This is a genomic window from Cupriavidus sp. 05N40 (assembly GCF_056397305.1).
In genome coordinates, this window is the sequence record NZ_JBFTND010000089.1 from 1 (window position 1) to 20,471 (window position 20,471).

The 20,471-nt window shown below is 68.8% G+C and carries 20 protein-coding genes and 1 pseudogene; 17 read left to right on the plus strand and 4 right to left on the minus strand.

Annotated elements, in window-relative coordinates; all coding sequences use genetic code 11:
- Positions 1–231: 231 nt before the first annotated feature.
- The gene (locus AC1DO7_RS21020) at positions 232–984 is read left to right on the plus strand and encodes a copper resistance protein CopQ (protein WP_441643373.1); all 753 of its coding nucleotides are present in this window, start codon (positions 232–234) and stop codon (positions 982–984) included.
- Positions 985–1,123: 139 nt separating this feature from the next.
- Positions 1,124–1,726: a TetR/AcrR family transcriptional regulator gene (locus tag AC1DO7_RS21025; RefSeq protein WP_441618187.1), complete on the plus strand. Its 603-nt coding sequence runs from the start codon at positions 1,124–1,126 to the stop codon at positions 1,724–1,726.
- Positions 1,727–1,788: 62 nt separating this feature from the next.
- Here the strand turns inward: AC1DO7_RS21025 and AC1DO7_RS21030 are convergent, their stop codons facing one another.
- A complete protein-coding gene (locus AC1DO7_RS21030) occupies positions 1,789–2,661 on the minus strand; it encodes a LysR family transcriptional regulator (RefSeq protein WP_441618189.1) in 873 nt (290 codons plus the stop codon).
- A 136-nt stretch (positions 2,662–2,797) separates the two neighbouring features.
- Between AC1DO7_RS21030 and AC1DO7_RS21035 the strand changes: the two genes are divergently transcribed.
- Positions 2,798–3,403 carry a cysteine hydrolase family protein gene (locus AC1DO7_RS21035; protein ID WP_441618191.1) on the plus strand — a complete coding sequence of 202 codons (606 nt, stop codon included), beginning with the start codon at positions 2,798–2,800 and terminating at the stop codon, positions 3,401–3,403.
- A gap of 104 nt (positions 3,404–3,507) precedes the next feature.
- A complete protein-coding gene (gene waaC / locus AC1DO7_RS21040) occupies positions 3,508–4,506 on the plus strand; it encodes a lipopolysaccharide heptosyltransferase I (protein WP_441618193.1) in 999 nt (332 codons plus the stop codon).
- A 35-nt stretch (positions 4,507–4,541) separates the two neighbouring features.
- On the opposite strand, the pseudogene AC1DO7_RS21045 reads toward waaC, so the two are convergent.
- Positions 4,542–4,910 (minus strand): annotated as a pseudogene (locus tag AC1DO7_RS21045) (lecithin retinol acyltransferase family protein); the annotation flags it as partial.
- Between the two features lie 231 nt (positions 4,911–5,141).
- Between AC1DO7_RS21045 and AC1DO7_RS21050 the strand changes: the two are divergent.
- Positions 5,142–5,756 (plus strand): TetR/AcrR family transcriptional regulator, encoded by a 615-nt coding sequence (locus AC1DO7_RS21050; protein ID WP_477116528.1) that lies wholly within the window; start codon positions 5,142–5,144, stop codon positions 5,754–5,756.
- Between the two features lie 120 nt (positions 5,757–5,876).
- On the plus strand, positions 5,877–6,998 hold the full coding sequence (locus AC1DO7_RS21055) for an NADH:flavin oxidoreductase/NADH oxidase (protein WP_477116529.1): 1,122 nt from the start codon (positions 5,877–5,879) through the stop codon (positions 6,996–6,998).
- 59 nt (positions 6,999–7,057) lie between these two features.
- Here AC1DO7_RS21055 and AC1DO7_RS21060 read toward each other — a convergent pair whose 3' ends face one another.
- Both AC1DO7_RS21060 and AC1DO7_RS21065 read right to left on the minus strand, forming a co-directional pair.
- Positions 7,058–8,041 carry a Bug family tripartite tricarboxylate transporter substrate binding protein gene (locus tag AC1DO7_RS21060; RefSeq protein ID WP_441618199.1) on the minus strand — a complete coding sequence of 328 codons (984 nt, stop codon included), beginning with the start codon at positions 8,039–8,041 and terminating at the stop codon, positions 7,058–7,060.
- Positions 8,042–8,110: 69 nt separating this feature from the next.
- The gene (locus AC1DO7_RS21065) at positions 8,111–9,205 is read right to left on the minus strand and encodes a porin (RefSeq protein ID WP_441618201.1); all 1,095 of its coding nucleotides are present in this window, start codon (positions 9,203–9,205) and stop codon (positions 8,111–8,113) included.
- Positions 9,206–9,695: 490 nt separating this feature from the next.
- On the opposite strand from AC1DO7_RS21065, the gene AC1DO7_RS21070 reads away from it, so the two are divergent.
- The 11 genes from AC1DO7_RS21070 (at position 9,696) to AC1DO7_RS21120 (ending at position 20,430) form a co-directional block, all read left to right on the plus strand.
- Positions 9,696–10,565 carry an alpha/beta fold hydrolase gene (locus AC1DO7_RS21070; RefSeq protein ID WP_441618203.1) on the plus strand — a complete coding sequence of 290 codons (870 nt, stop codon included), beginning with the start codon at positions 9,696–9,698 and terminating at the stop codon, positions 10,563–10,565.
- Positions 10,566–10,776: 211 nt separating this feature from the next.
- Positions 10,777–11,082: a recombinase-like helix-turn-helix domain-containing protein gene (locus AC1DO7_RS21075; protein WP_441618205.1), complete on the plus strand. Its 306-nt coding sequence runs from the start codon at positions 10,777–10,779 to the stop codon at positions 11,080–11,082.
- A 120-nt stretch (positions 11,083–11,202) separates the two neighbouring features.
- Positions 11,203–12,270: a Rieske 2Fe-2S domain-containing protein gene (locus AC1DO7_RS21080; protein WP_441618207.1), complete on the plus strand. Its 1,068-nt coding sequence runs from the start codon at positions 11,203–11,205 to the stop codon at positions 12,268–12,270.
- Positions 12,263–13,033 carry an SDR family oxidoreductase gene (locus AC1DO7_RS21085; RefSeq protein WP_441618209.1) on the plus strand — a complete coding sequence of 257 codons (771 nt, stop codon included), beginning with the start codon at positions 12,263–12,265 and terminating at the stop codon, positions 13,031–13,033. Before AC1DO7_RS21080 ends, AC1DO7_RS21085 begins: the two co-directional genes overlap by 8 nt.
- A gap of 17 nt (positions 13,034–13,050) precedes the next feature.
- On the plus strand, positions 13,051–13,587 hold the full coding sequence (locus tag AC1DO7_RS21090) for a cupin domain-containing protein (RefSeq protein WP_441618211.1): 537 nt from the start codon (positions 13,051–13,053) through the stop codon (positions 13,585–13,587).
- 70 nt (positions 13,588–13,657) lie between these two features.
- Positions 13,658–14,488 (plus strand): IclR family transcriptional regulator, encoded by an 831-nt coding sequence (locus tag AC1DO7_RS21095; RefSeq protein WP_441643374.1) that lies wholly within the window; start codon positions 13,658–13,660, stop codon positions 14,486–14,488.
- Positions 14,489–14,493: 5 nt separating this feature from the next.
- The gene (locus AC1DO7_RS21100; protein ID WP_441618215.1) at positions 14,494–15,297 is read left to right on the plus strand and encodes an SDR family oxidoreductase; all 804 of its coding nucleotides are present in this window, start codon (positions 14,494–14,496) and stop codon (positions 15,295–15,297) included.
- Positions 15,290–17,050 (plus strand): thiamine pyrophosphate-binding protein, encoded by a 1,761-nt coding sequence (locus tag AC1DO7_RS21105; RefSeq protein ID WP_477116530.1) that lies wholly within the window; start codon positions 15,290–15,292, stop codon positions 17,048–17,050. Before AC1DO7_RS21100 ends, AC1DO7_RS21105 begins: the two co-directional genes overlap by 8 nt.
- 12 nt (positions 17,051–17,062) lie before the next feature.
- Positions 17,063–17,869: an aspartate dehydrogenase gene (locus AC1DO7_RS21110; protein ID WP_441618219.1), complete on the plus strand. Its 807-nt coding sequence runs from the start codon at positions 17,063–17,065 to the stop codon at positions 17,867–17,869.
- A 37-nt stretch (positions 17,870–17,906) separates the two neighbouring features.
- Positions 17,907–19,382, plus strand: coding sequence for an aldehyde dehydrogenase (locus AC1DO7_RS21115; protein WP_441618221.1), 1,476 nt, complete (start codon positions 17,907–17,909; stop codon positions 19,380–19,382).
- A gap of 58 nt (positions 19,383–19,440) precedes the next feature.
- Entirely contained in the window at positions 19,441–20,430 is a 990-nt protein-coding gene (locus AC1DO7_RS21120; RefSeq protein ID WP_441618223.1) for a VOC family protein, read from the plus strand.
- Positions 20,431–20,471: the final 41 nt, after the last annotated feature.

Sequence of the window (20,471 nt, forward strand, 5' to 3'; positions counted from 1 at the left end):
ATCTATCTACCAGTAGATAATATTCTGCTCATGGAAGCCACTGCTCCGCCCCAGCAAGAAAGCTGAAGCAGGAAAGAGGATCCAGCGCAGTACCGGGGACACCCCGTTTTTTTTGGCCAGACAGTCTATCTACTAGTAGATAACAGCCAGGGGAAGCGAAGGACTCCAGAGCGCCTTACCGATTCGATGTCCGCCCCAAGCGCGGATCCTCAAAGTGAAATGGAGAACATCATGAACGCCAAGCTCATCGCCAAGACCCTCATCACCGCCGCTACCCTTGCCGCCGCTTTCGCTGCCGGCCAGGCACAAGCCTCGGGCCCCAAGGACAGCAGCTTCGCCGGTGACAAGTACGGCTATGTGTTCCGCACCGACGCCCGCAACGCTTTCACCGACGGCGCCCGCAACGGCAGCCGCGATGCCTTCACCGACGGCGCCCGCACCGGCAACCGCGATGCCTTTACCGACGGTGCCCGCACCGGCAAGTTCGACCCGTACACCGAAGGTGCCCGTATCGTGGCCGGCCTGGACCGCGTCGGCGTGTCGGCCAGCCCGGCGCGCAACGGCAGCCGCGATGCCTTTACCGACGGCGCCCGCAACGGCAACCGCGACGCCTTCACCGACGGCGCCCGCACCGGCAAGTTCGACCCGTACACCGAAGGTGCCCGTATCGTGGCCGGCCTGGACCGCGTCGGCGTGTCGGCCAGCCCGGCGCGCAACGGCAGCCGCGACGCCTTCACCGAYGGCGCCCGCAACGGCAACCGCGACGCSTTCACCGATGGCGCCCGCGTAGGCAAGTTCGACCCGTACACCGACGGCGCCCGTATCGTGGCCGGCCTGGACCGCGTCGGCGTATCGGCCAGCCCGGCGCGCATCAGCAACCGCGACGGCTATACCGATGGCGCGCGCAGCGGCAACCGCGATGCCTTCACCGATGGCGCCCGCACCGGCAAGTTCGATGTCTTCACCGAAGGCGCCAACGCCTGAGCGAAGTCAAGGTGCCCGCTTCCGCAGTCGGGAGCGGGGCACGCGGCGAACGGCCGGCGTTTCCGGTCCCTTCGCCGTGTGATCTGTTTTTGTTCTGAACGACGTCAAGAGGGTCCGCCGAAATGCGGATGCATGCCATATGACAACCCGATCCGTACGCGAACAACTGCTCGAGCACACGCTGGTGCTGGTCGGTCAGCGGGGTTTCAATGGCTTCAGTTATCGTGACCTGGCCGAGCGAGTGGGTGTGAAGACCTCCAGCATCCACTACCACTTCCCGTCCAAGGAAGACCTGGTCGAGGCTGCCGTGACGGAATACAGCGCCCGCGTGTGCGAACGCGTGCGCCACATCGACGCGGCCCTGCCGCCGGAAGCGCAGGCGCGCGAATTCCTGAAGCCGTGGCTGGATTCGGCGGGCGGCGACGGCATCTGCCTGGTCGGCATGCTGTCGACCGAGGCGCTGATGTTGCCGGAACCCGTGCACCGGGTGCTCAAGGAGTACTATCGCGTGAACGAATCCTGGCTCACGCGCCTGTTCGAGAGCGTGTACGCCACGCAGCAGACGGCTGCCGCGATATCGGCGCAATCGATGGCGCAGGCTGTGCTCGGTGCGCTGCAGAGCGGACTTGTGGTGGCGCGGCTGTTCGGCGCACCGCAGCGGATCGAGGCCGCGGCCGACCTGCTGACCGCTTCGGTAGCCGCCCCGGGGTCCGCCCGCGGCGCGCAAGCCATGCCTGCCTGAGCGCGCGGTCCCGACGAAGCAAACGCCCGCCGCATGGCGGGCGTTTGCTTTGGCCCGTCATCTCAGGGGCAGGTCTCAAGCGTGTGCGCAAGCCACTCGATCACCGGCCGGAAGCGCGACGCGCCGCGAAACTCCTGCGGATAGGCCAGCCATATCTCCCGCACCACTTCGGGCACTTCGCGCACCAGCGCCAGCCGCGCATCGCCGCGCGCCAGGTAGTGCGGCAACAGCCCGATGCCAAGCCCGCTGCAGATCGCCTCGTGCACCGCCAGCATATTGTTCGACTGGAAACCGGTACGCGCGGCGGCCCTGTGCGTCCATTCCGATTCCGGCAGCGCAAGCCCTTCGTCGAGCAGCCCGCATAGCGGCGCGGCCGCGAGCTCGGCTTGCGGCCAGGGTCCCGCATCGGCCGCCCGCGCCGGCGCATAGAGGCCGAATCCCATGCTGCCCGCGCGTTGCGCAATCACGTCGTGTTCCTGCGGCCGCGCCAGCCGTACCGCCAGGTGCGCGCGCCGCCGCGCCAGGCTGGCGATGCGGTTGTCCGTCTCCAGCCTGACTTCGAGCTGCGGGTGGGCGCGGTACAGCGTGGACAAACGCGGGGTGAGGAAGTGACTGCCGAGCGCCGCCGTGCAGGCGATGCTGACCACGCCGGAGACGCCCGCGCCCGCATCCTCCACCTCGCGCAGCAGGCGCTCGGCCGAATTTTCCATCTGCTGCGCTGCCGCCAGCGCCGCGCGCCCGGCGGCCGACAGGGCGAAAGCGCCTTCGGTGCGCGTCGCCACCGGTTTGCCGAGCGCGCTCTCCAGCCGCCGGATGCGACGGATTGCGGTGGCGTGCGTCACACCCAGTTCGCGCGCGCAGGCCGAGTAGTTGCCGGTACGGATCAGCGTGGACAAGGTCAGCAGGTCGTCCCAATGCAGTGAACGTTTTTGCACAGTGAATGTGAGCGGATTGAGAATTGCCGAACAGGATAGCGCGGCCTATCATCGCCTGCACGGTAGACGCCAGGACGGCGCCTGCCGGCCCCGGCGGGGCCGCCATCTGCACACTGCACGCAAGAAAGGAGTCACGATGTCCACCCCCTTTACCCTGCTCGACCTTGCCGGCGCCAGCCGCGCCCCTTCGGCCTGGGAGGCCGCCACGCTGGTGCTGGTGGACCACCAGCGCGAGTATGTGGACGGCAAGCTGCCGCTGACCGGCATGCCTGCCGCCACCGCTGCCTGCGCCGATCTGCTGGCGCTGGCGCGGCGCCACGGCAGCCCTGTGGTGCACGTGGTGCATCACGGACGGCCCGGCAGCGGCGGCGCTTTCGATCCGGAAGGTCCTTATGCTGCGATCATCGAAGGGCTCGAGCCGGGCGCGGGCGAGCACACCGTGGTCAAGAGCCTGCCGAACAGTTTCGCCGGCACCACGCTGGCGGCGCTGCTGGAAAGGCTCGGGCGCAAGGAGCTGATCGTGGGCGGCTTCCAGACCCATATGTGCATCAGCGCCACGGTGCGCTCGGCACTCGACCACGGCTATCGCACGACCGTGGTCGCCTCGGCCTGCGCCACGCGTGACCTGCCCGATCCTCTGGGCGGCGCGCCGCTTGCGGCCCACGAGGTCCACCGGGGGGCGCTGGTCGCGCTGAACGACCGTTTTGCCACGGTGGTGGCGAGCCCGGCGGTCTGGGCTTAGGCCGGGCGACCGGGCGCCCGCCGCGGGGGTGCGCCGGCTGGGGTGCTGGTGCATACTACGGCCTCGCCGGCTCCCGGCCCGTTCCTCCGCTATCCGAACCGCCCATGAAACGCATTCTCGTCATCAAGATCACCTCGCTGGGTGACATGGTCCACACATTGCCGTTGGTGTCCGACCTGCGCCGCGCCTACCCCGAGGCCAAGATCGACTGGGTGGCGGACGCTTCCTGCGCGGATATCCCGCGCTGGGCCGTGGACGTGGATCGCGTGATCGCACCGCCGCTGCGCGGCTTCAAGAAGTCGCGCAGCTGGGCCGACCTGCGTGCCATCATCGGCGCGCTCTGGCAGCTGCGCCGGGAAAAGTACGACGTGGTGGTGGACGTGCATGGCGTCTACAAGAGCGCCATCGTGGCCTGGCTTGCGCGCTCGCGCCGCCGGCTCGGCTACGCGGCCGAATACCTCGGCGAGGCGCGCGCCGTCTTTGCCTATACGCAGATCTTCGGGCCGCATGGCGATGCCACGGCGCGCTACAAGATGCGCATGGTGGTCGCCAACGCGCTGGGATACCCGATCGATGCCGCCGAGCACTATGCCTTGCGCGTGCCCGCGCCCGCCACGCCGCTGAACGCTGACGGCATTGCGCGCGCGATGCTCTTCCATGCCACCTCGGTCGAGGCCAAGAAATGGCCGGCGCAACGGTGGATTGCCGTGGGCCGGGAACTGGCGGGCCGCGGCTACAAGATCCAGCTGCCGTGGGGGTCGCCGGCCGAGCGCGCGGAATCCGAAGCACTGGCCGCGGAAATCCCGGGCGCGGAGGTGCTGCCGCGCATGACCATCACCGAATGCGCGCAACGCGTCGATGCCGCGGCCCTGGTGGTCGGCACGGACACGGGTTTCGTCCATCTGGCGGATGCGCTGGGCAAGCCCTCGGTCATGCTGTTTACCGTGACCGACAGCCAGCATTTCGGCATCAGCACGCCGGGGCAGTCGGTGTCCGTCGGCGCGAAAGGCGTGGTGCCGGAAGTGAGCGAAGTGCTCGACGCCATCGCCCACGTCACGGCGGGCGAGCGCAGCGCCCAGCCGGGCGCCACCCATATGGCCTGAGCGGCGCGCGCTAACAGGCGGGCATCAGGCGGGCATCAGGCGGGCATGGCGACGGCATCGGGGCGCGCGGCCCGCAGGCCGCGGCACCACGTCGCGGCGATGGCACCCAGCAGCCGCAGCGCCATCAGCGGACGCGCCAGGCATCGCTGCACTTGTTCGCTGTGGCTCTCGCCGTAGAGGCACCACGAGCAGAAGTGCTCGCAGTTGTTGGTCAGCAGCCGGTAGCGGTCTTCGCCCAGGCGCGAGCGGGCGCGCCGGACGGCTTCTTCGCCGATGTCCGCGCTCAGCGGCACGGCCTTGACTTCGATGCCGCCGCCGGCGGCGAACCGGTCCGGGGCCAGTTCTTCGACGGGGCCGCTGCGCCAGCCATGCGCCAGTCCGGCGTAGTGCACCACGCGGCCACTGCGTCGCCCCGCCCGGACGCACGCCGACGCACGCCGCAGCATGCCGCCCGGGACCGGCTTTCGATCATTTGATCAAACAGCGGCTTCGCCCGGGCACCCGGCAGACAGGGCGGCCGTCTTGTGTTATGTATCAATCGATATATAATCGTTCTGTTGCGAACGATAGAAAACGTCATTCCCTTCGTTCCCAGATGCAAACCACGTCACCTGATCACACGGCAAGGAACCACCATGGCGCGACCGCGCGGATTCGATGAGCAGCAGGTACTGGACGCCGCCGGAGATGCCTTCTGGGCCAAGGGTTTCGAGGCCACCTCCACGCGCGACCTGGTGCGGCTGACTGGCCTGACGCAGCCCAGCCTCTACAACGCCTTCGGCGACAAGCGCGGTCTATACCGGCGCGCGCTGGAACACTACCTGGGCAAGACCTTGCATGACCGGATCGACCGGCTGGAGTCGGCGTTGCCGCCGGGCCATGCGATTGCCGCCTTCTTCGGCGAGATCGTCGAGCGCTCGCTCGCCGACGAGCACCATCGCGGCTGCATGCTGGTCAACGCGGCGGTGGAGTCGAYGCCCGAGGACGAGGAACTGCAGCGCGCCATCGTCGCCGAGCTGGACCAGCTCAAGCGTTTCTTCCAGCGCTGCATGACGGCGGGGCAAGCCAGTGGCGAGGTCCCGCAGGTGCTGCCGGCCGAGGATGCCGCGACCCAGCTGCTGGCGGTGCTGCTCGGCGTGCGCGTGCTGGCGCGGATCAATCCGCAGCGCGCGCTGCTCGAGGGCGCGGTCAGGCCGGTGCTCGGCATGCTGGGCCTGCCGCCTCTGCCCGGCGCGGGGCGCGCGCCATAGCGGCAGCATCTGCTTCGCGCGCCGACGCGGAAAACGCAGCCGTTCTAGAATGGCCGGGACGCCCGAGACGCGCGTGCGGCGCCTGCCGCGCATGCCACAGACCGCAAGGAGCCGTGCCCCATGAGCCAGAGTCAATTGTTCCAGCCGCTTTCGATCGGAAACCTGCGGCTCGAAAACCGCATCGCCATTGCACCCATGTGCCAGTACTCGGCGCAWGACGGATCGGCCGGCGACTGGCACATGATCCATCTCGGCCAGCTCGCGCTGTCCGGCGCGGGGCTGCTGATCATCGAGGCCTCGGCGGTATCGCCGGAAGGGCGCATCACGCCGCAGGACCTGGGCCTCTACTCGGATGCCAACGAAGCCGCGCTGGGCAAGGTGATTGCCGCGGCCCGAGCGCACGCGCCGATCGCCATTGCCATCCAGATTTCCCATGCCGGGCGCAAGGCGTCGAGCCAGGCGCCGTGGGATGGCGGCAGCCAGATCCGTCCCGACGAGCCGCGTGGCTGGAAGACGCTGGCGCCATCCGCGGTGCCGCACGCCGAGGGTGAAGATCCGCCGCAGGCGCTCGACCGCGCCGGCATGGACAAGATCCGGCAAGACTTCGTGGCCGCCGCGCAGCGTGCCGCGCGCCTTGGCCTCGACGGCATCGAGATCCACGCCGCGCACGGCTACCTGCTGCACCAGTTCCTCTCGCCGCTGGCCAACAAGCGCGACGACGAATACGGCGGCAGCCTGGAAAACCGCATGCGCTTCCCGCTCGAAGTGTTCGACGCCGTGCGCGCCGCGTTTCCGGCCGACAAGCCGGTGTGGGTACGCATCTCCGCCACGGACTGGGTGCCGGGCGGCTGGGATATCGACGGCACCGTGGCGCTGTCCAGGGCGCTCAAGGCGCGCGGCTGCGCGGCCATCCACGTGACCACCGGCGGCGTTTCGCCGCAGCAGGCCATCAAGCTCGGACCGGGCTACCAGGTTCCCTACGCGCAGSGGGTCAAGGCCGAAGTGGGCTTGCCGACCATCGCGGTGGGCCTGATCACCGAACCCGAGCAGGCCGAGGCCATCATCGCCAACGGCGAGGCGGATGTGGTCTCGCTGGCGCGCGCCATGCTCTACGATCCGCGCTGGCCATGGCACGCGGCGGCGAAGCTCGGCGCGCAGGTCCACGCGCCCAGGCAATACTGGCGCTCGCAGCCGCGCGAGTACAAGGACCTGTTCTTCGGCGCCAGCTTCGGCCAGCGCTGACGCAAACGGGCCCGCGCAAGGCGGGCCCGTGTTCCACGCCGCATCGGCAGCGGCGAGGCTCAGTCGGCCTGGATGCCGAACTCCTTCACGATCTTGCTGTAGCGCGTAGCGTCCGACGCGATCAGCTTGCCGAGCACGGCCGGCTCRCCACCCACGGGCGTGACCGCGATGGTGGCCATGCGCGCCACCACGTCAGGCATCTTCAGGATGTCGTTGACGTGGGCGTTCAGCGTCTTCACCAGCTCGGGCGGCAGCCCCTTCGGGGCCAGCAGCGCCTGCCACGCGCCAATTTCCACATCCTTGTAGCCAAGCTCGGCGAGCGTCGGCACGTTGGGCGCGAACGGCGAGCGCTTCAGGTCCGCCACCGCCAGCGGCACGATGCTGCCGGTGCCGATGTACTGGGATACCGCGCCCAGCGTGATATACGTCATCGGCACCTGGCCGCCCAGTACGTCGACCACCGCCGGCGCGGTGCCGCGATAGGGCACTTGCGAGATTTTCACGCCCGCAGCCTTGTTGAACAGCTCGCCCAGGATATGCATCGGCGAGCCGTTGCCCGGGCTCGCGTACGTCTGCAGGCTGCCCGCCCTGGCGCGCGCGACCAGGTCCGGCAGCCTGGTGATGCCGGTGCCCTTGCCGACCACCACGAACAGCGACTGCACGCCAAGCTGCGCCACTGGCGTGAAGTCGGCGCGCACGTCGTAGGCGGCACCGGTGCCGCTCTTGAGCACCAGCGGCGCGATGGCCACGGTATTGGGCGCGACCAGCAGCGTATAGCCGTCGGCCGGGGCCTTGGCCACGTAGGCGCTGCCGATGGTGCCGGCGGCGCCCGTRCGGTTCTCGACCACCACCGACTGATGCACCCGTGCGGACAGCTTCTCGGCGATCAGGCGGGCCAGCACGTCGGTATCGCCGCCGGCGGGATAGGCCACCACCAGCGTGATGGGCTTGGCGGGATAGGCCTGCGCGTGGCTCGCGGCGGGCGCCAGCAGGGCGCTTGTCGCCGCCATGGCGGCAAGCAGGATGCGGATTGCGGACTTCATGGGATACCCCCTCTCGATTGACTTCATGCCGGGCCGCGGCCCGGCAGGCGCCTGCCGGCGCCCTGGCGCTCAGAACGTGTGTTTGATGCCGAGCATCGCGCCCAGCTGCGAGCCGCCCGGCTTCGGATTGGAGCCAGGCGCGCCGCCGCTCACCGACAGGGCCGACTGCCCGCCATTGTCGATATAGCCCGCGGTGGCGTACACCGAGGTGCGTTTGGAGAAGGCATAGGTGCCGCGCAGCGCGTACAGCATCGCCTTGTTGTCGCTGTTGTGATACTTGAGGTAGTAGAGCTGGCCAGCCAGCGTGAACGCGGGCGTGATGTCGTAGGCCATGCCGGCGTACCAGAGGTCGCTGCGCGGCGTCGGGCTGCCCTGGTTGTCGCGGCGGATCACGCCGGCGCCGAGCTTGGCCTTGGACAGCAGCATGTAGCCGTTGAGCGAGAGGCGGTCATCGCGCAGGCTGCTGCTGGTCAGGCCTGCGAACGCGCCGGGGCCGCCGCGCAGCGAGTCGTAGGCCGCGCCCACGCCCCATGTCTTGTTGTCGTACTGCAGCAGCGCGGACCACTCGCGGCATTGCGTGTGGTTGGCCGGGTTCTCTCCCGCGCAATTTGCGCCAGAAGGGCTCGGGCCGGCGTTGACCGAGTCGCGTCCGAAGCTGTACGTCGCGCCCACCGTGAAGCCGCCGAAGGTGCCCTTGTACGAGACCGCGTTGTCGGCGCGCGTATTCGGCAGGTAGCTGTCGAGCGAGCCGGAGCCGAATACATTGGGCCCGAGGATGTCCGGGTCCAGCGTGGCCCAGAACAGCATGGTGTACTGCCGGCCCAGGGCCACCTGACCCCACTGGCCGGACAAGCCTACCAGCGCCTGGCGGCCGAACAGGCGGCCGCCCTGGTTGGCGCTGCCGGAATCCGGCGCAAAGCCGGACTCGAGCACGAACAGGCTCTTGAGCCCGCCGCCCAGGTCTTCGGTCCCGCGGATACCCCAGCGCGACGGCACCGTGCCGGTCAGCGTCGTCATGCGGAACAGGTTGTCCTTTGCCGCGCCGACGTTGTTCACGTATTCGATGCCGGTATCGACCACGCCATACAGCGTCACCGATGACTGGGCCGAGGCAAGCATGGGCACCGCTGCCAGGGCAGCCAGCGCGATCCGTCCAAGTTTCATTTAACGATTCCTCTCTTTTCTGCCATGTGGTGTAAGGGCGCCGCGGTGCTCTGCGAGACCGTGCGCGGCGGAAAGAGCGCATGAGGAAAGCATGCACTTTTCCGCTTTATGTTTTATAGGTAAAACATCAGATTACATAAGAAACAACGAGCAAAATATAGCTGGTGATCTCGCGAATGGCAGGAGCGGGAAATCCCTAGTGATGTCGGGAAGCGACGGCGGCGCTGCACGGGCGGCGGCGCGCATGTGCCGGTTGATGCGCCGCGGCAGGCCCGGCCCGCGCCATTGCCAGGGCGGTCCGCCGCTCCGAAAGGCGCCGCCGGCTTGGCCATGCGGAAAAACGGGGAGCGGGAGAATGCCTGGATGTCGGGACGACGAGCCGCAATGCGGCTTGCGGAGAAATTTTTCGTCGCGGGGTTAACCCGGATCACGCTTCCCCGAAGGCCGGTCTATATTTCCTAGGTTTTATCTGAAAACTAAAGTTTCATATATGGAACAAAAGACCTCGCCCGCAATCCCGCAACCCGTGCCGGAACTCTTGCGCGCCCTGGACAGCGCTTTCACCGAACAACGCGTGGTCACCGCCGCTGGCGCGCAAGTCGCCTACCGCAGCGGCGGCAAGCGCGGCCCGGTGATCGTCCTGCTGCACGGCATCAGTTCCGGGGCGGCTTCGTGGCTGCCCTGCGCCAGCCTGCTGGCGGCCGACGCGCGCGTGATCGCGTGGGACGCCCCCGGCTACGGCAACTCGCAGCCTTTGGCGGTGGCCGCGCCGTCCGCCGCCGACTACGGCCGGCGCCTGCAGGACCTGTTGCGCGTGCTGGATGTGCGGCCCGATGTCATCGTGGGTCATTCGCTGGGCGCGCTGATGGCCTGCGCTTTCCTTGCCGAGGCGGCCCCCGCACTGCTGCCCGCCCGCACATTGCTGCTGAGCCCCGCGCAGGGCTACGGCGGCGCCGGCAAGGAAGACAAGGCCCTTGAAGTGGAACGGCAACGCCTCGACGCGCTCGCCGCCGTCGGCGTGGAAGGCCTCGCCGAACGCGGGCCGGCACGGCTGCTGAGCGGCGCGGCCGGCGCCGACGCGCGGGCCTGGGTGAGCTGGAACATGCGCCGGCTCCATCCGGGCGGCTACCGGCAGGCGGTGGCCATGCTGTGCGGCGACGCCATCGAGCACTACCTGCGGCAGCGGCCCCAGGGCGCGAGCGTGCGCGTGGGTTGCGGCGCGCTGGACGTGGTGACGCCACCGCCGGCCGGTGCGGCGCTGGCCGAGCGCTTCGACCTGCCGTTCGCCCTCATCCCCGATGCCGGCCACGCCTGCTATGTCGAGCAGGCCGCAGCGGTGGCGCGCTGGATCCGCAGCTGATCCGCGCGCCCGGCGCTCGCCCAGATCCAGGCTGCGGCCCGGCCTGGCCGCTTCCTGCGGATAGTCGTCAAATCAAAGGGTAAACCCCAGTCTATTTTTGAAGTTTCGTTGTCTATAGTGGTGTCTGTGTTCAATATTTAAATCAGTGTTTTACCAGTAAAACAAAACACGGATGAGACAGCAGGCAACGAAGGTGCATAGGAGCAGCGCAATGGAAGACCTCGCATACAACCCGAACCTGGCGCCGTGGGAGCGCCCGGCGCCGAACAACGTCGCCGGCAAGGGCCACATCGAGCAGCCGGGCAAGGTGGCCAACGTCGTGTGGCAAACGCGCGCCGCGGCGCCGACCGCCTACGAGAACGCGCTCGGCGATGCGCTGGAAGCCGCCTTCGAAGCCGGTGCCCTGAACCCGGCAGACCTGGTGCGCGCCTTCAACCAGGCCGGCTTCCTGGGCGCCGACGGCCAGGCCTGGAGCGAAGAGCGCCTGCTCGCCGAGCTGCGCCGGCTCGGCGCGTAGGGCAGGCCGGCCCGACGCCAACAACATCAACGCGATCGCGACGGCAGGCGGCACGGCAAGACGCCCCATCTTCGCAACTGCGATCCGATCCGGTACCCGCAAGAGGCTAGAGAGCAAACAATGGAATCCAACAAGCAAGCGCGTGCTGAAGCGCGCCTGAACAGCGGTCTGCATAACTACTGGTATCCGGTGTCCGCCTCGTGGGCGGTCGCGCACGCGCCGATCGGCATCACGCGCCTGGGCCAGAACATCGTGCTGTGGCGCGACGGCGCCGGCCAGGTCCACGCGCTGGAAGACCGCTGCCCGCACCGCGGTGCGCGTCTGTCGATGGGCTGGAACCTCGGCGACCGCGTGGCCTGCTGGTACCACGGCGTGGAAGTCGGCGGCGACGGCCAGGTCAAGAGCGTGCCGGCGGTGGATAGCTGCCCGCTCGAAGGCAAGACCTGCGTGCGCAGCTACCCGGTGCAGGAAAAGGCCGGCGCCATCTTCCTGTGGTTCGGCGAGCGCGCCCCGGTGCAAGGCGAGGGCGGTGCCGACGCGCTGCGCCTGCCGGAAGAACTGGAGAGCGACGAGCACAGCCATTTCCTGTGCGTGGCGCACTGGGACTGCAATTACCGCTACGCCATCGACAACGTCATGGACCCGATGCACGGGGCCTACCTGCACGCGGTCTCGCACTCGATGGCCAGCGGCGAGAAGCAGGCCGTGATGTCGGTGCGCGAGACCGACACCGGCCTGGTGTTCGAGAAGACCGGCCAGCGCGGCGTGAACTTCGACTGGGTCGAGTTCGGCGAGACCGGCACGCTGTGGCTGCGCCTGGCGATCCCCTACCGCGCCAAGGTCGGCCCGGGCGGCCCGTTCGGCATCGTCGGCATGGCCACGCCGGTCGACGAGGACCACTGCATGGTGTTCTTCTGGCGCACCCGCCACGTGCAGGGCTGGGAGCGCGACGTGTGGCGCTTCCTGTATCGCAACCGCCTCGAAGGCCTGCACTGGGACGTGCTGGAGCAGGACCGCGTGGTGCTGGAAATGATGGCGCCGAACGCGCGCGACCACGAAACGCTGTACCAGCACGACGTGGGTATCACCCGCGTGCGCCGCCTGCTGCGCCGCCGTGCCGACCAGGAAGTCGCGGACGAGCCGGTCGCCATGCTCAAGCCCGTCGGCGGGATGGCGAGCCATGCCTGAGACCAACCGCAACAAGCTGCTGGCCGGCCGCCGCGTGCTGGTGACCGGCGCGGCGCGCGGGCTCGGGCTGGACTTCGCCACGCAGATCGCCGAAGCCGGCGCCGCGGTGGCGATGGCCGACATCCTGGCCGAGCGCCTGCAGGAAGAAGTCGCGACGCTGAAGGCGCGCGGGCTGAACGTCGTGCCCATCGTGCTGGACCTCGGCAGCCCCGAATCGGTGAAGGCCTGCGCCGCCGAAGCGGTGGCCGTGCTGGGCGGGCTGGATGGCCTCGTCAACAATGCCGCGGTGACCGATTCGGGCGGCCGCGACGCATCGGCCATCGACATCGCCACCTGGGACCGCGTGATGAACATCAACGTGCGCGGCACCTGGCTGATGACCACCGCCTGCCTGCCGGCGCTGCGCGCATCGGGCCGCGGCGCCATCGTCAACCTGGCCTCGGACACGCCGCTGTGGGGCGCGCCCAACCTGCTGGCCTACGTGGCCAGCAAGAGCGCCATCATCGGCATGACCCGCTCGCTGGCGCGCGAACTCGGCGGCGACAACGTCACCGTCAACGCCATCGCGCCGGGCCTGACCATGGTCGAGGCCACCGAATACGTGCCCCAGAAGAGGCGCGACCTCTATCGCGAACAACGCGCGATTTCGCGCGAACAGCTCCCCGCGGATGTTTCCGGGGCCGTGCTGTTCGCCCTCTCCGACCTGTCGCGCTTCGTGACAGGCCAGACGCTGGCCGTCAACGGCGGCTTCGTCATGCACTGAGCCAAGAAGGAAACCAAATGAGCGATCTTTCCCAACAAGAAAACATCAAGCGTTCCTGGGAGCAGCCGCAAGGCGCTTCCTTCGACCAGTGGATGGAGGGCCGCGTGGCACGCTTCTCCACGCGCCGCTACGACTGGGACGCGCTGAAGTTCCAGGCCGACCACGACCCCAAGTACCGCCGTGCGCAGATGCGCTATCTCGGCACCGGCGGCACCGGCGTGGCGGCCGACACCAATACCGTGCCGTCCGAGAATTTCACCTTCTCGACCATGATCATTCCGGCCGGCCACGAGGGCCCGTCGCACCTGCACACCGATGTGGAAGAGGTCTTCTTCATCCTGCGCGGCAAGATCAAGCTGGTCCTCGAGAAGGACGGCCAGCGCTTCGAAACCATCCTGACCGACCGCGACCTGGTGTCGGTGCCGCCGGGCGTGTACCGCGAGGAGATCAACATCGGCGAGGAAGACGCGCTGATGTGCGTGATGCTCGGCGCCAAGAAGCCCATCACGCCGACCTATCCGCCCGAGCATCCGCTCGCCCAGATCAAGCGCTGAGCGTGAAAGCGCCGGCGCCGCGGGCAAACCAGCCATGCACGCGCCGGCATCACGCAGACACGAGCCACTCATGAACCAAGAACGCCTGCCGGAAGACATCCAGGACAAGTACATCGTGCCCGGACTGGAACGCGGCCTGCGCCTGCTGGCCGAGTTCAGCCGCCGCGACCGCACGCTGACCGCGGCCGACCTGGCGCGCCGTCTCAAGGTGCCGCGCTCGACCGTGTTCCGCCTGCTCGCCACGCTGGAGATGATGGGCTTCGTGGAGCGCACCGAAGGCGGGCGCGAGTTCCGCCTCGGCATGGCCGTGCTGCGCCTGGGCTTCGAGTACCTGGCCTCGCTGGAGCTGACCGAACTGGGCCGCCCCGTGCTCGACCGCCTGCGCGACGATATCCGCTATCCGTGCAATCTGGTGGTGCGCGACGGTCGCTCCATCGTCTACGTGGCCAAGTCGGTGGCGCCCACGCCGTTTTCCAGCTCGGTCACGGTCGGCACGCGGCTGCCGGCGCATGCGACCGTGCTCGGGCGCGTGCTGCTCGAAGACCTCACGCTGGCGGAGCTGCGCGCGCTGTACCCGGAGCCCCGGCTCGAATCGTTTTCGCCCAGCACGCCTGGCACCGTGGAAGCGCTGTTCGAGATGGTGCAGCGCGACCGCGAGCGCGGCGTGGTGCTGCAGGAAGCGTTCTTCGAGGCCAGCATCTCGACCATCGCCGCGCCGGTGCGCGACCGCACCAGCAAGGTGGTAGCCGCGCTCGGCGTCACCATCCCCGCAGCGCGCATCGACCCGGCGCTGCTGGACACGATGGTGGAGAAAGTCAGAGACACCGCGGGCGAGCTGTCTCGCCTGCTTGACTACCGGCCGCAGGAGCTCGCCAAGGTGGTCAACTTGTATCGGGAGTGAGACTGATGTCCATGATTGAACTCGGCGGCAAGGTTGCCGTCGTCACCGGTGGGTCCTCGGGCATCGGCCTGGCCACCGTGGAATTATTGCTGGAGGCGGGCGCCGCCGTGGCGATGTGCGGGCGCAATGAAGCGCGCCTGCGCGAAGCCGAAGGCAGGCTGCGCGCGCGCTTCCCGCAGGCGCGCCTGTTCGCCGCGGCCTGCGACGTGCTGCAGCCGGAGCAGGTCAAGGCCTTCGCCGCTGCCAGCGAGGCCGCGCTCGGTGCGGCCGATATGCTGGTCAACAACGCAGGGCAGGGCCGCGTCTCCACCTTCGCCAACACCGAAGACGCCGCCTGGCTCGAAGAACTGCAGCTCAAGTTCTTCTCGGTGATCCATGCCACGCGCGCCTTCCTGCCGCAGCTCGAACGCTCCGACAGCGCCGCCGTCGTGTGCGTGAACTCGCTGCTGGCGGTACAGCCCGAGCCGCACATGGTCGCCACTTCGGCGGCACGTGCGGGCGTGCACAACCTSGTGCGCTCGCTGGCCACCGAATTCGCGCCCAGGCGCATCCGCGTCAACGGCATCCTGCTCGGCCTGGTCGAGTCGGGCCAGTGGCGCCGCCGTTTCGAGGCGCGTCCTGAAGAGGACCGCCACCTGGACTGGGCCGCGTGGACCGCGCGCCTGGCGCAGCAAAAGCATATCCAGCTCGGCCGTCTTGGCCTGCCGCAGGAAGCCGCGCGCGCGATCCTGTTCCTTGCCTCGCCGTTGTCTTCGTACACCACGGGCAGCCACATCGATATTTCCGGAGGACTTTCCCGTCATGCGTAACGAACAACATCAGCAACAGCAGCAACTGCAGCAACCGCAGCAGGACCAACAACAAGTCACGGTCGGCCATGCCATCGCCGCCTTCCTCGAGCAGTGCGGCGTCAAGGCTGCGTTCGGCGTGATCTCGATCCACAACATGCCCATCCTCGACGCCATGGGCGAGCGTGGCAAGATCCGCTTCGTGCCGGCGCGCGGCGAAGCGGGCGGCACCAATATGGCCGATGCCTGTGCCCGCACCACCGGCGGCCTCGGCGTCTGCCTGACCAGCACCGGCACGGCCGCCGGCAATGCCGCCGGCGCCATGGTCGAAGCGCTGACCGCCGGCACGCCGCTGCTGCACCTCACCGGCCAGATCGAGACGCCGTACCTGGACCAGAGCCTGGCCTACATCCACGAGGCACCGGACCAGCTCACCATGCTCAAGGCCATCTCCAAGGCCGCCTTCCGCATCCGTAGCGCGGACACCGCGCTGAGCACCATCAAGCTGGCCGTGCAGACCGCGCTGACCGCGCCCACCGGCCCCGTCAGCGTCGAGATTCCCATCGACATCCAGGCCGCGCTGATCCCCATGCCGGCCGACCTGCGCCCGCTGGCCGTGCCGGCCCACGTGCCGTCTGCGCAGGCGCTGGACGAACTGGCCGAGCGCCTGGCCAGGGCCCGCCGCCCGCTGCTGTGGCTCGGCGGCGGCGCGCGCCACGCCGGCGCGCAGGTCAAGCGCCTGCTGGCGCTGGGCTTCGGCGTGGTGACCAGCACGCAAGGCCGCGGCATCGTGGCAGAAGACGATCCCCGCTCGCTGGGCGCCTTCAACCTGCACAAGCCGGTGGAGCAGTTCTACCAGAGCTGCGACGCCATGCTGGTGGTGGGCTCGCGCCTGCGCGGCAATGAAACGCTGAAGTACGAACTCAAGCTGCCGCGTCCGCTGTTCCGCGTGGATGCGGACGCCTCGGCCGAAGGCCGCTGCTACCAGACCGACAACTTCGTCTGCGGCGACGCCGCGCTGGCCCTCGAAGGCCTGGCCGACCGGCTCGAAGGCAAGCTCAAGGTGGACCCCGCCTTCGCCGCCGACCTGCGCCGCGCGCACGACACCGCCATGGGCGGCCTGATCGACGGCCTGGGCCCGTACGCGGCGCTGGTCGAAGCGCTGCAGGGCGCGGTGGGCAAGAACTTCAACTGGGTGCGCGACGTCACCGTGTCCAACAGCACCTGGGGCAATCGCCAGCTGCGCATCTTCGATCCGCGCGCCGGCGTGCATGCGCTGGGCGGCGGCATCGGCCAGGGCCTGGCGATGGGCATCGGCGCGGCGGTCGGCGCGGCGGTCACGGCCTCGGGCAAGAAAACCTTCTGCCTGGCCGGCGACGGTGGCTTCATCCTCAACCTGGGCGAGCTGGCCACCGCGGTGCAGGAGCGCGCCGACGTGGTCTTCGTCCTGATGAACGACAAGGGCTATGGCGTCATCAAGAACATCCAGGACGCGCAATACGGCGGCCGCCGCYACTATGTGGACCTGCACACGCCCGACTACGCGCAGTTGTCGCAGGCGCTTGCGCTGCGCCACCGCCGCGTGAGCAACCTGGCCGAGGTCGGCCGTGCGCTGGAAGACGCGACCATCGAACCCGGTCCGTTCCTGCTGGAGATCGACATGCTCTCCATCGGCAGCTTCAAGACCGCGTTCGCCGGCCCGCCGGTCAACAAGGAAGCCGACGCGGACGCAGACAAGGCGCGCGCCGCCGAGCGCGGCACCGTGACGGCCTGAGGGAGACGCAACATGCTGCATGTGTCGATGGTGGGATGCGGAGCGATCGGGCGCGGTGTGCTTGAATTGCTCAAGAGCGATCCGGACGTGGTGTTCGACGTGGTGGTGGTGCCCGAGGCCCAGATGGACCAGGCCCGCGACGCAGTCTCCGCGCTGGCGCCACGCGCCCGCGTGGCGACCTGCCTGAGCCAGGCCGACGGACGCCCCGACCTGCTGGTCGAGTGTGCCGGCCACCACGCGCTGGAGGAGCACATCGTGCCGGCGCTGGAGCGCGGCATCGCCTGCCTGGTGGTCTCGGTGGGCGCGCTGTCGGAGCCGGGCCTGGCCGAACGGCTGGAAGCGGCGGCGCGGCGCGGCGGCACCCAGGTGCAGCTGCTCTCCGGCGCGATCGGCGCCATCGATGCACTGGCGGCGGCCCGCGTGGGCGGGCTCGATGCGGTGATCTACACCGGGCGCAAGCCGCCCGGCGCGTGGAAGGACACGCCGGCCGAGGCGCTCGTCGATCTCGACGCGCTGACCGAGGCCACGGTGATCTTCGAAGGCACCGCGCGCGAGGCCGCGCGGCTCTACCCCAAGAACGCCAACGTGGCCGCCACGCTGTCGATGGCCGGGCTCGGACTGGACCATACGCAGGTCAAGCTGCTGGCCGATCCGGGCGTGGACGAAAACGTGCACCACGTGGAGGCGCGTGGCGCCTTCGGCGGCTTCGAGCTGACCATGCGCGGCAAGCCGCTGGCGGCCAACCCCAAGACCTCGGCGCTGACGGTGTTCAGCGTGGTGCGCGCGCTGGGCAACCGCGCGCACGCCATGTCGATTTAAGCAGGCAGACAGGCCAGACCAGGCCAGCAAGGCAATCATGATGAAGCAAGCAATTCTCCCCATCTGCATCGCAGGCCAGTGGCGCCTGGGCGGCGGCGAACGCTACGCCACGCGCTATCCCGCCACCGGCGAGGTCGTCGCCGAACTGAACGCGGCCAGCCTGGACGACGTGGAGGAAGCCGTGCAGGGCGCGCACCGCGCCTTCCTCACCAGCGGCTGGGCGCAGCGCAAGCCCCACGAACGCGCCGCCGTGCTGCATCGCGTGGCCGACCTGATCCGCGCGCGCGCCGAGCCGCTCGCGCAGCGCCAGCGCCTGGACAACGGCAAGCCCATCAGCGAGACGCGCGCGCTGGTGGCCAGCGCCGCCGGCACCTTCCAGTTCTTCGCCGCCGCGTGCGAGACGCTGGAGGAAACGCTCACGCCGGCGCGCGGCGATTTCCTCGCCATGAGCGTGCACGAAGCCATGGGCGTGGTGGCGGCGATCACGCCGTGGAACTCGCCCATCGCCAGCGAGGCGCAGAAGCTGGCGCCGGCGCTGGCCGCCGGCAACGCCGTGGTGATCAAGCCAGCCGAGATCACGCCGCTGATGGCGCTGGAACTCGCCGCCATCTGCGAAGAGGCCGGCGTGCCCAAGGGCCTGGTCAGCGTGCTGCCCGGCAAGGGCTCGGTGATCGGCGACGCCATCACCAAGCACCCGCTGGTGCGCCGCGTGTCCTTTACCGGCGGCACGTCGACGGGCCGCCATATCGCCCACATCGCCGCCGACAAGATGATGCCGGTGTCGCTGGAGCTGGGCGGCAAGTCGCCCACCATGGTGTTCGAGGACGCGGACCTGGACCACGCCGTCAACGGCGTGCTGTACGGCATCTTCAGTTCCTCGGGCGAATCCTGCATCGCCGGCTCGCGCCTGTTCGTGGCACGTTCCCTGTATGAGGCTTTCATGGAACGCCTGGCCGAGGGTGCGGCGCGCCTGCGCGTGGGCGATCCGGCCGACGAGCGCACCCAGATGGGGCCGCTGATCAGCGACCGCCATCGCGACTCGATCGAATCGTATGTGGCGCTCGGCGTGTCCGAAGGCGGCCAGTTGCGCACCGGCGGCTTGCGTCCCACGGTGGCGGGCTGCGAGAACGGTTACTTCTATACGCCCACCATCATCGAAGGGCTCGATAACAGCGCCCGCGTCTGCCAGGAAGAAATCTTCGGGCCGGTGCTGGTGGCGATGGCCTTCGACGACGAGGACGACCTGATCGCGCAGGCCAACGACAGCGTGTACGCGCTGGCCGCTGGCGTGTGGACGCGCGACTACAAGCGCGCCTGGCGCTTCGCGCGCGCGGTGCAGGCCGGCAATGTGTGGATCAATACCTACAAGCAGTTCTCGATCTCCACGCCGTTCGGCGGCTGGCGCGACAGTGGCCTGGGCCGCGAGAAGGGGCGCCTGGGCATCCTGCAGTACATGGAGCAGAAGAGCGTCTACTGGGGCATGCACGAGCAGCCGCTGCCGTGGGCCAACTGAGCCGGTGCGCAGGTCACGAACAATGCAGCAAGCAAAGAGAGCAGAGCAGGAGATGGGAATGAACACGATTCTGGGCATCGACGAGATCGTCTACGGTGCCGACGACCTGGACGCCTGCCGGCGCTTCTTCGCCGACTGGGGCCTCACGCTGGTGCGCGAGGACGCGGCCGGGCTGGACTTCGAAACGCTCAACGGCTGCCGCGTGCTGGTGCGCCGCACCGACGATCCTGCGTTGCCGGCGGCAATGGAAGCGGGCCCGACGCTGCGCGAAGTGGTGTGGGGGGTGGATACGCAGGCGGCACTCGACAAGCTTGCCGACGCCATCCGCGCCGAACCCGGCTTTGTCGCCATCGGCGAACACGGCGCGCGCGGTGTGGAGGGCGAGCGCGTGGGCTGCACCGATCCGAACGGCCTGGCCGTGCGCTTCCAGCTCACGCGCAAGCGCGAGATCGAAGTGGAGTGCGCCGCCATGAACACCTGGAACGACAAGCCGCGCCTGAACCAGCGCAGCCCGATCTACGAGCGCGCCACGCCGATCGAAGTGGGCCACGTGGTGTTCTTCGTCAAGGACGTCGCCGCCACCGAGCGCTTCTACACGGAGAAACTGGGCTTCGTGCCGTCGGACCACTATCCGGGCCGCGGCGCCTTCCTGCGCTGCGCGCCCGACGGCGGCCACCACGACCTGTTCCTGCTGCAGCTGCCGCAGGCCAAGAGCGGGCTGAACCACGTGGCCTTCACCGTGCGCGATATCCATGAGGTATTCGGCGGCGGCCTGCATGTGTCGCGCAGCGGCTGGGACACGCAGCTTGGCCCGGGCCGGCATCCGATTTCCTCGGCCTACTTCTGGTACTTCAAGAACCCGGCCGGCGGCCTGATCGAGTACTACGCCGACGAAGACCAGCTCGATGCGCACTGGGAACCGCGCGACTTCGAGCCGGGCCCGACCATGTTCGCCGAGTGGGCGGTCGAGGGCGGCCTGGACGGCAACACGCGCCGGCAGAAGAACGCGGGCGGCCCGCAAGGCAAGTTCCTGACCGAGAAGCGCTGAGCAGCAGCATCGCCCCGGCCACGACAGGGCAAGACCACGAA

Coding starts and splice junctions, on each gene's coding strand:
- AC1DO7_RS21085 (WP_441618209.1), top strand. CDS start 12,263: ATGCCTGAGACCAACCGCAACAAGCTGCTGGCCGGCCGCCGCGTGCTG.
- waaC (WP_441618193.1), top strand. CDS start 3,508: ATGAAACGCATTCTCGTCATCAAGATCACCTCGCTGGGTGACATGGTC.
- AC1DO7_RS21035 (WP_441618191.1), top strand. CDS start 2,798: ATGTCCACCCCCTTTACCCTGCTCGACCTTGCCGGCGCCAGCCGCGCC.
- AC1DO7_RS21110 (WP_441618219.1), top strand. CDS start 17,063: ATGCTGCATGTGTCGATGGTGGGATGCGGAGCGATCGGGCGCGGTGTG.
- AC1DO7_RS21080 (WP_441618207.1), top strand. CDS start 11,203: ATGGAATCCAACAAGCAAGCGCGTGCTGAAGCGCGCCTGAACAGCGGT.
- AC1DO7_RS21070 (WP_441618203.1), top strand. CDS start 9,696: ATGGAACAAAAGACCTCGCCCGCAATCCCGCAACCCGTGCCGGAACTC.
- AC1DO7_RS21065 (WP_441618201.1), bottom strand. CDS start 9,205: ATGAAACTTGGACGGATCGCGCTGGCTGCCCTGGCAGCGGTGCCCATG.
- AC1DO7_RS21120 (WP_441618223.1), top strand. CDS start 19,441: ATGAACACGATTCTGGGCATCGACGAGATCGTCTACGGTGCCGACGAC.
- AC1DO7_RS21025 (WP_441618187.1), top strand. CDS start 1,124: ATGACAACCCGATCCGTACGCGAACAACTGCTCGAGCACACGCTGGTG.
- AC1DO7_RS21075 (WP_441618205.1), top strand. CDS start 10,777: ATGGAAGACCTCGCATACAACCCGAACCTGGCGCCGTGGGAGCGCCCG.
- AC1DO7_RS21095 (WP_441643374.1), top strand. CDS start 13,658: ATGAACCAAGAACGCCTGCCGGAAGACATCCAGGACAAGTACATCGTG.
- AC1DO7_RS21090 (WP_441618211.1), top strand. CDS start 13,051: ATGAGCGATCTTTCCCAACAAGAAAACATCAAGCGTTCCTGGGAGCAG.
- AC1DO7_RS21115 (WP_441618221.1), top strand. CDS start 17,907: ATGATGAAGCAAGCAATTCTCCCCATCTGCATCGCAGGCCAGTGGCGC.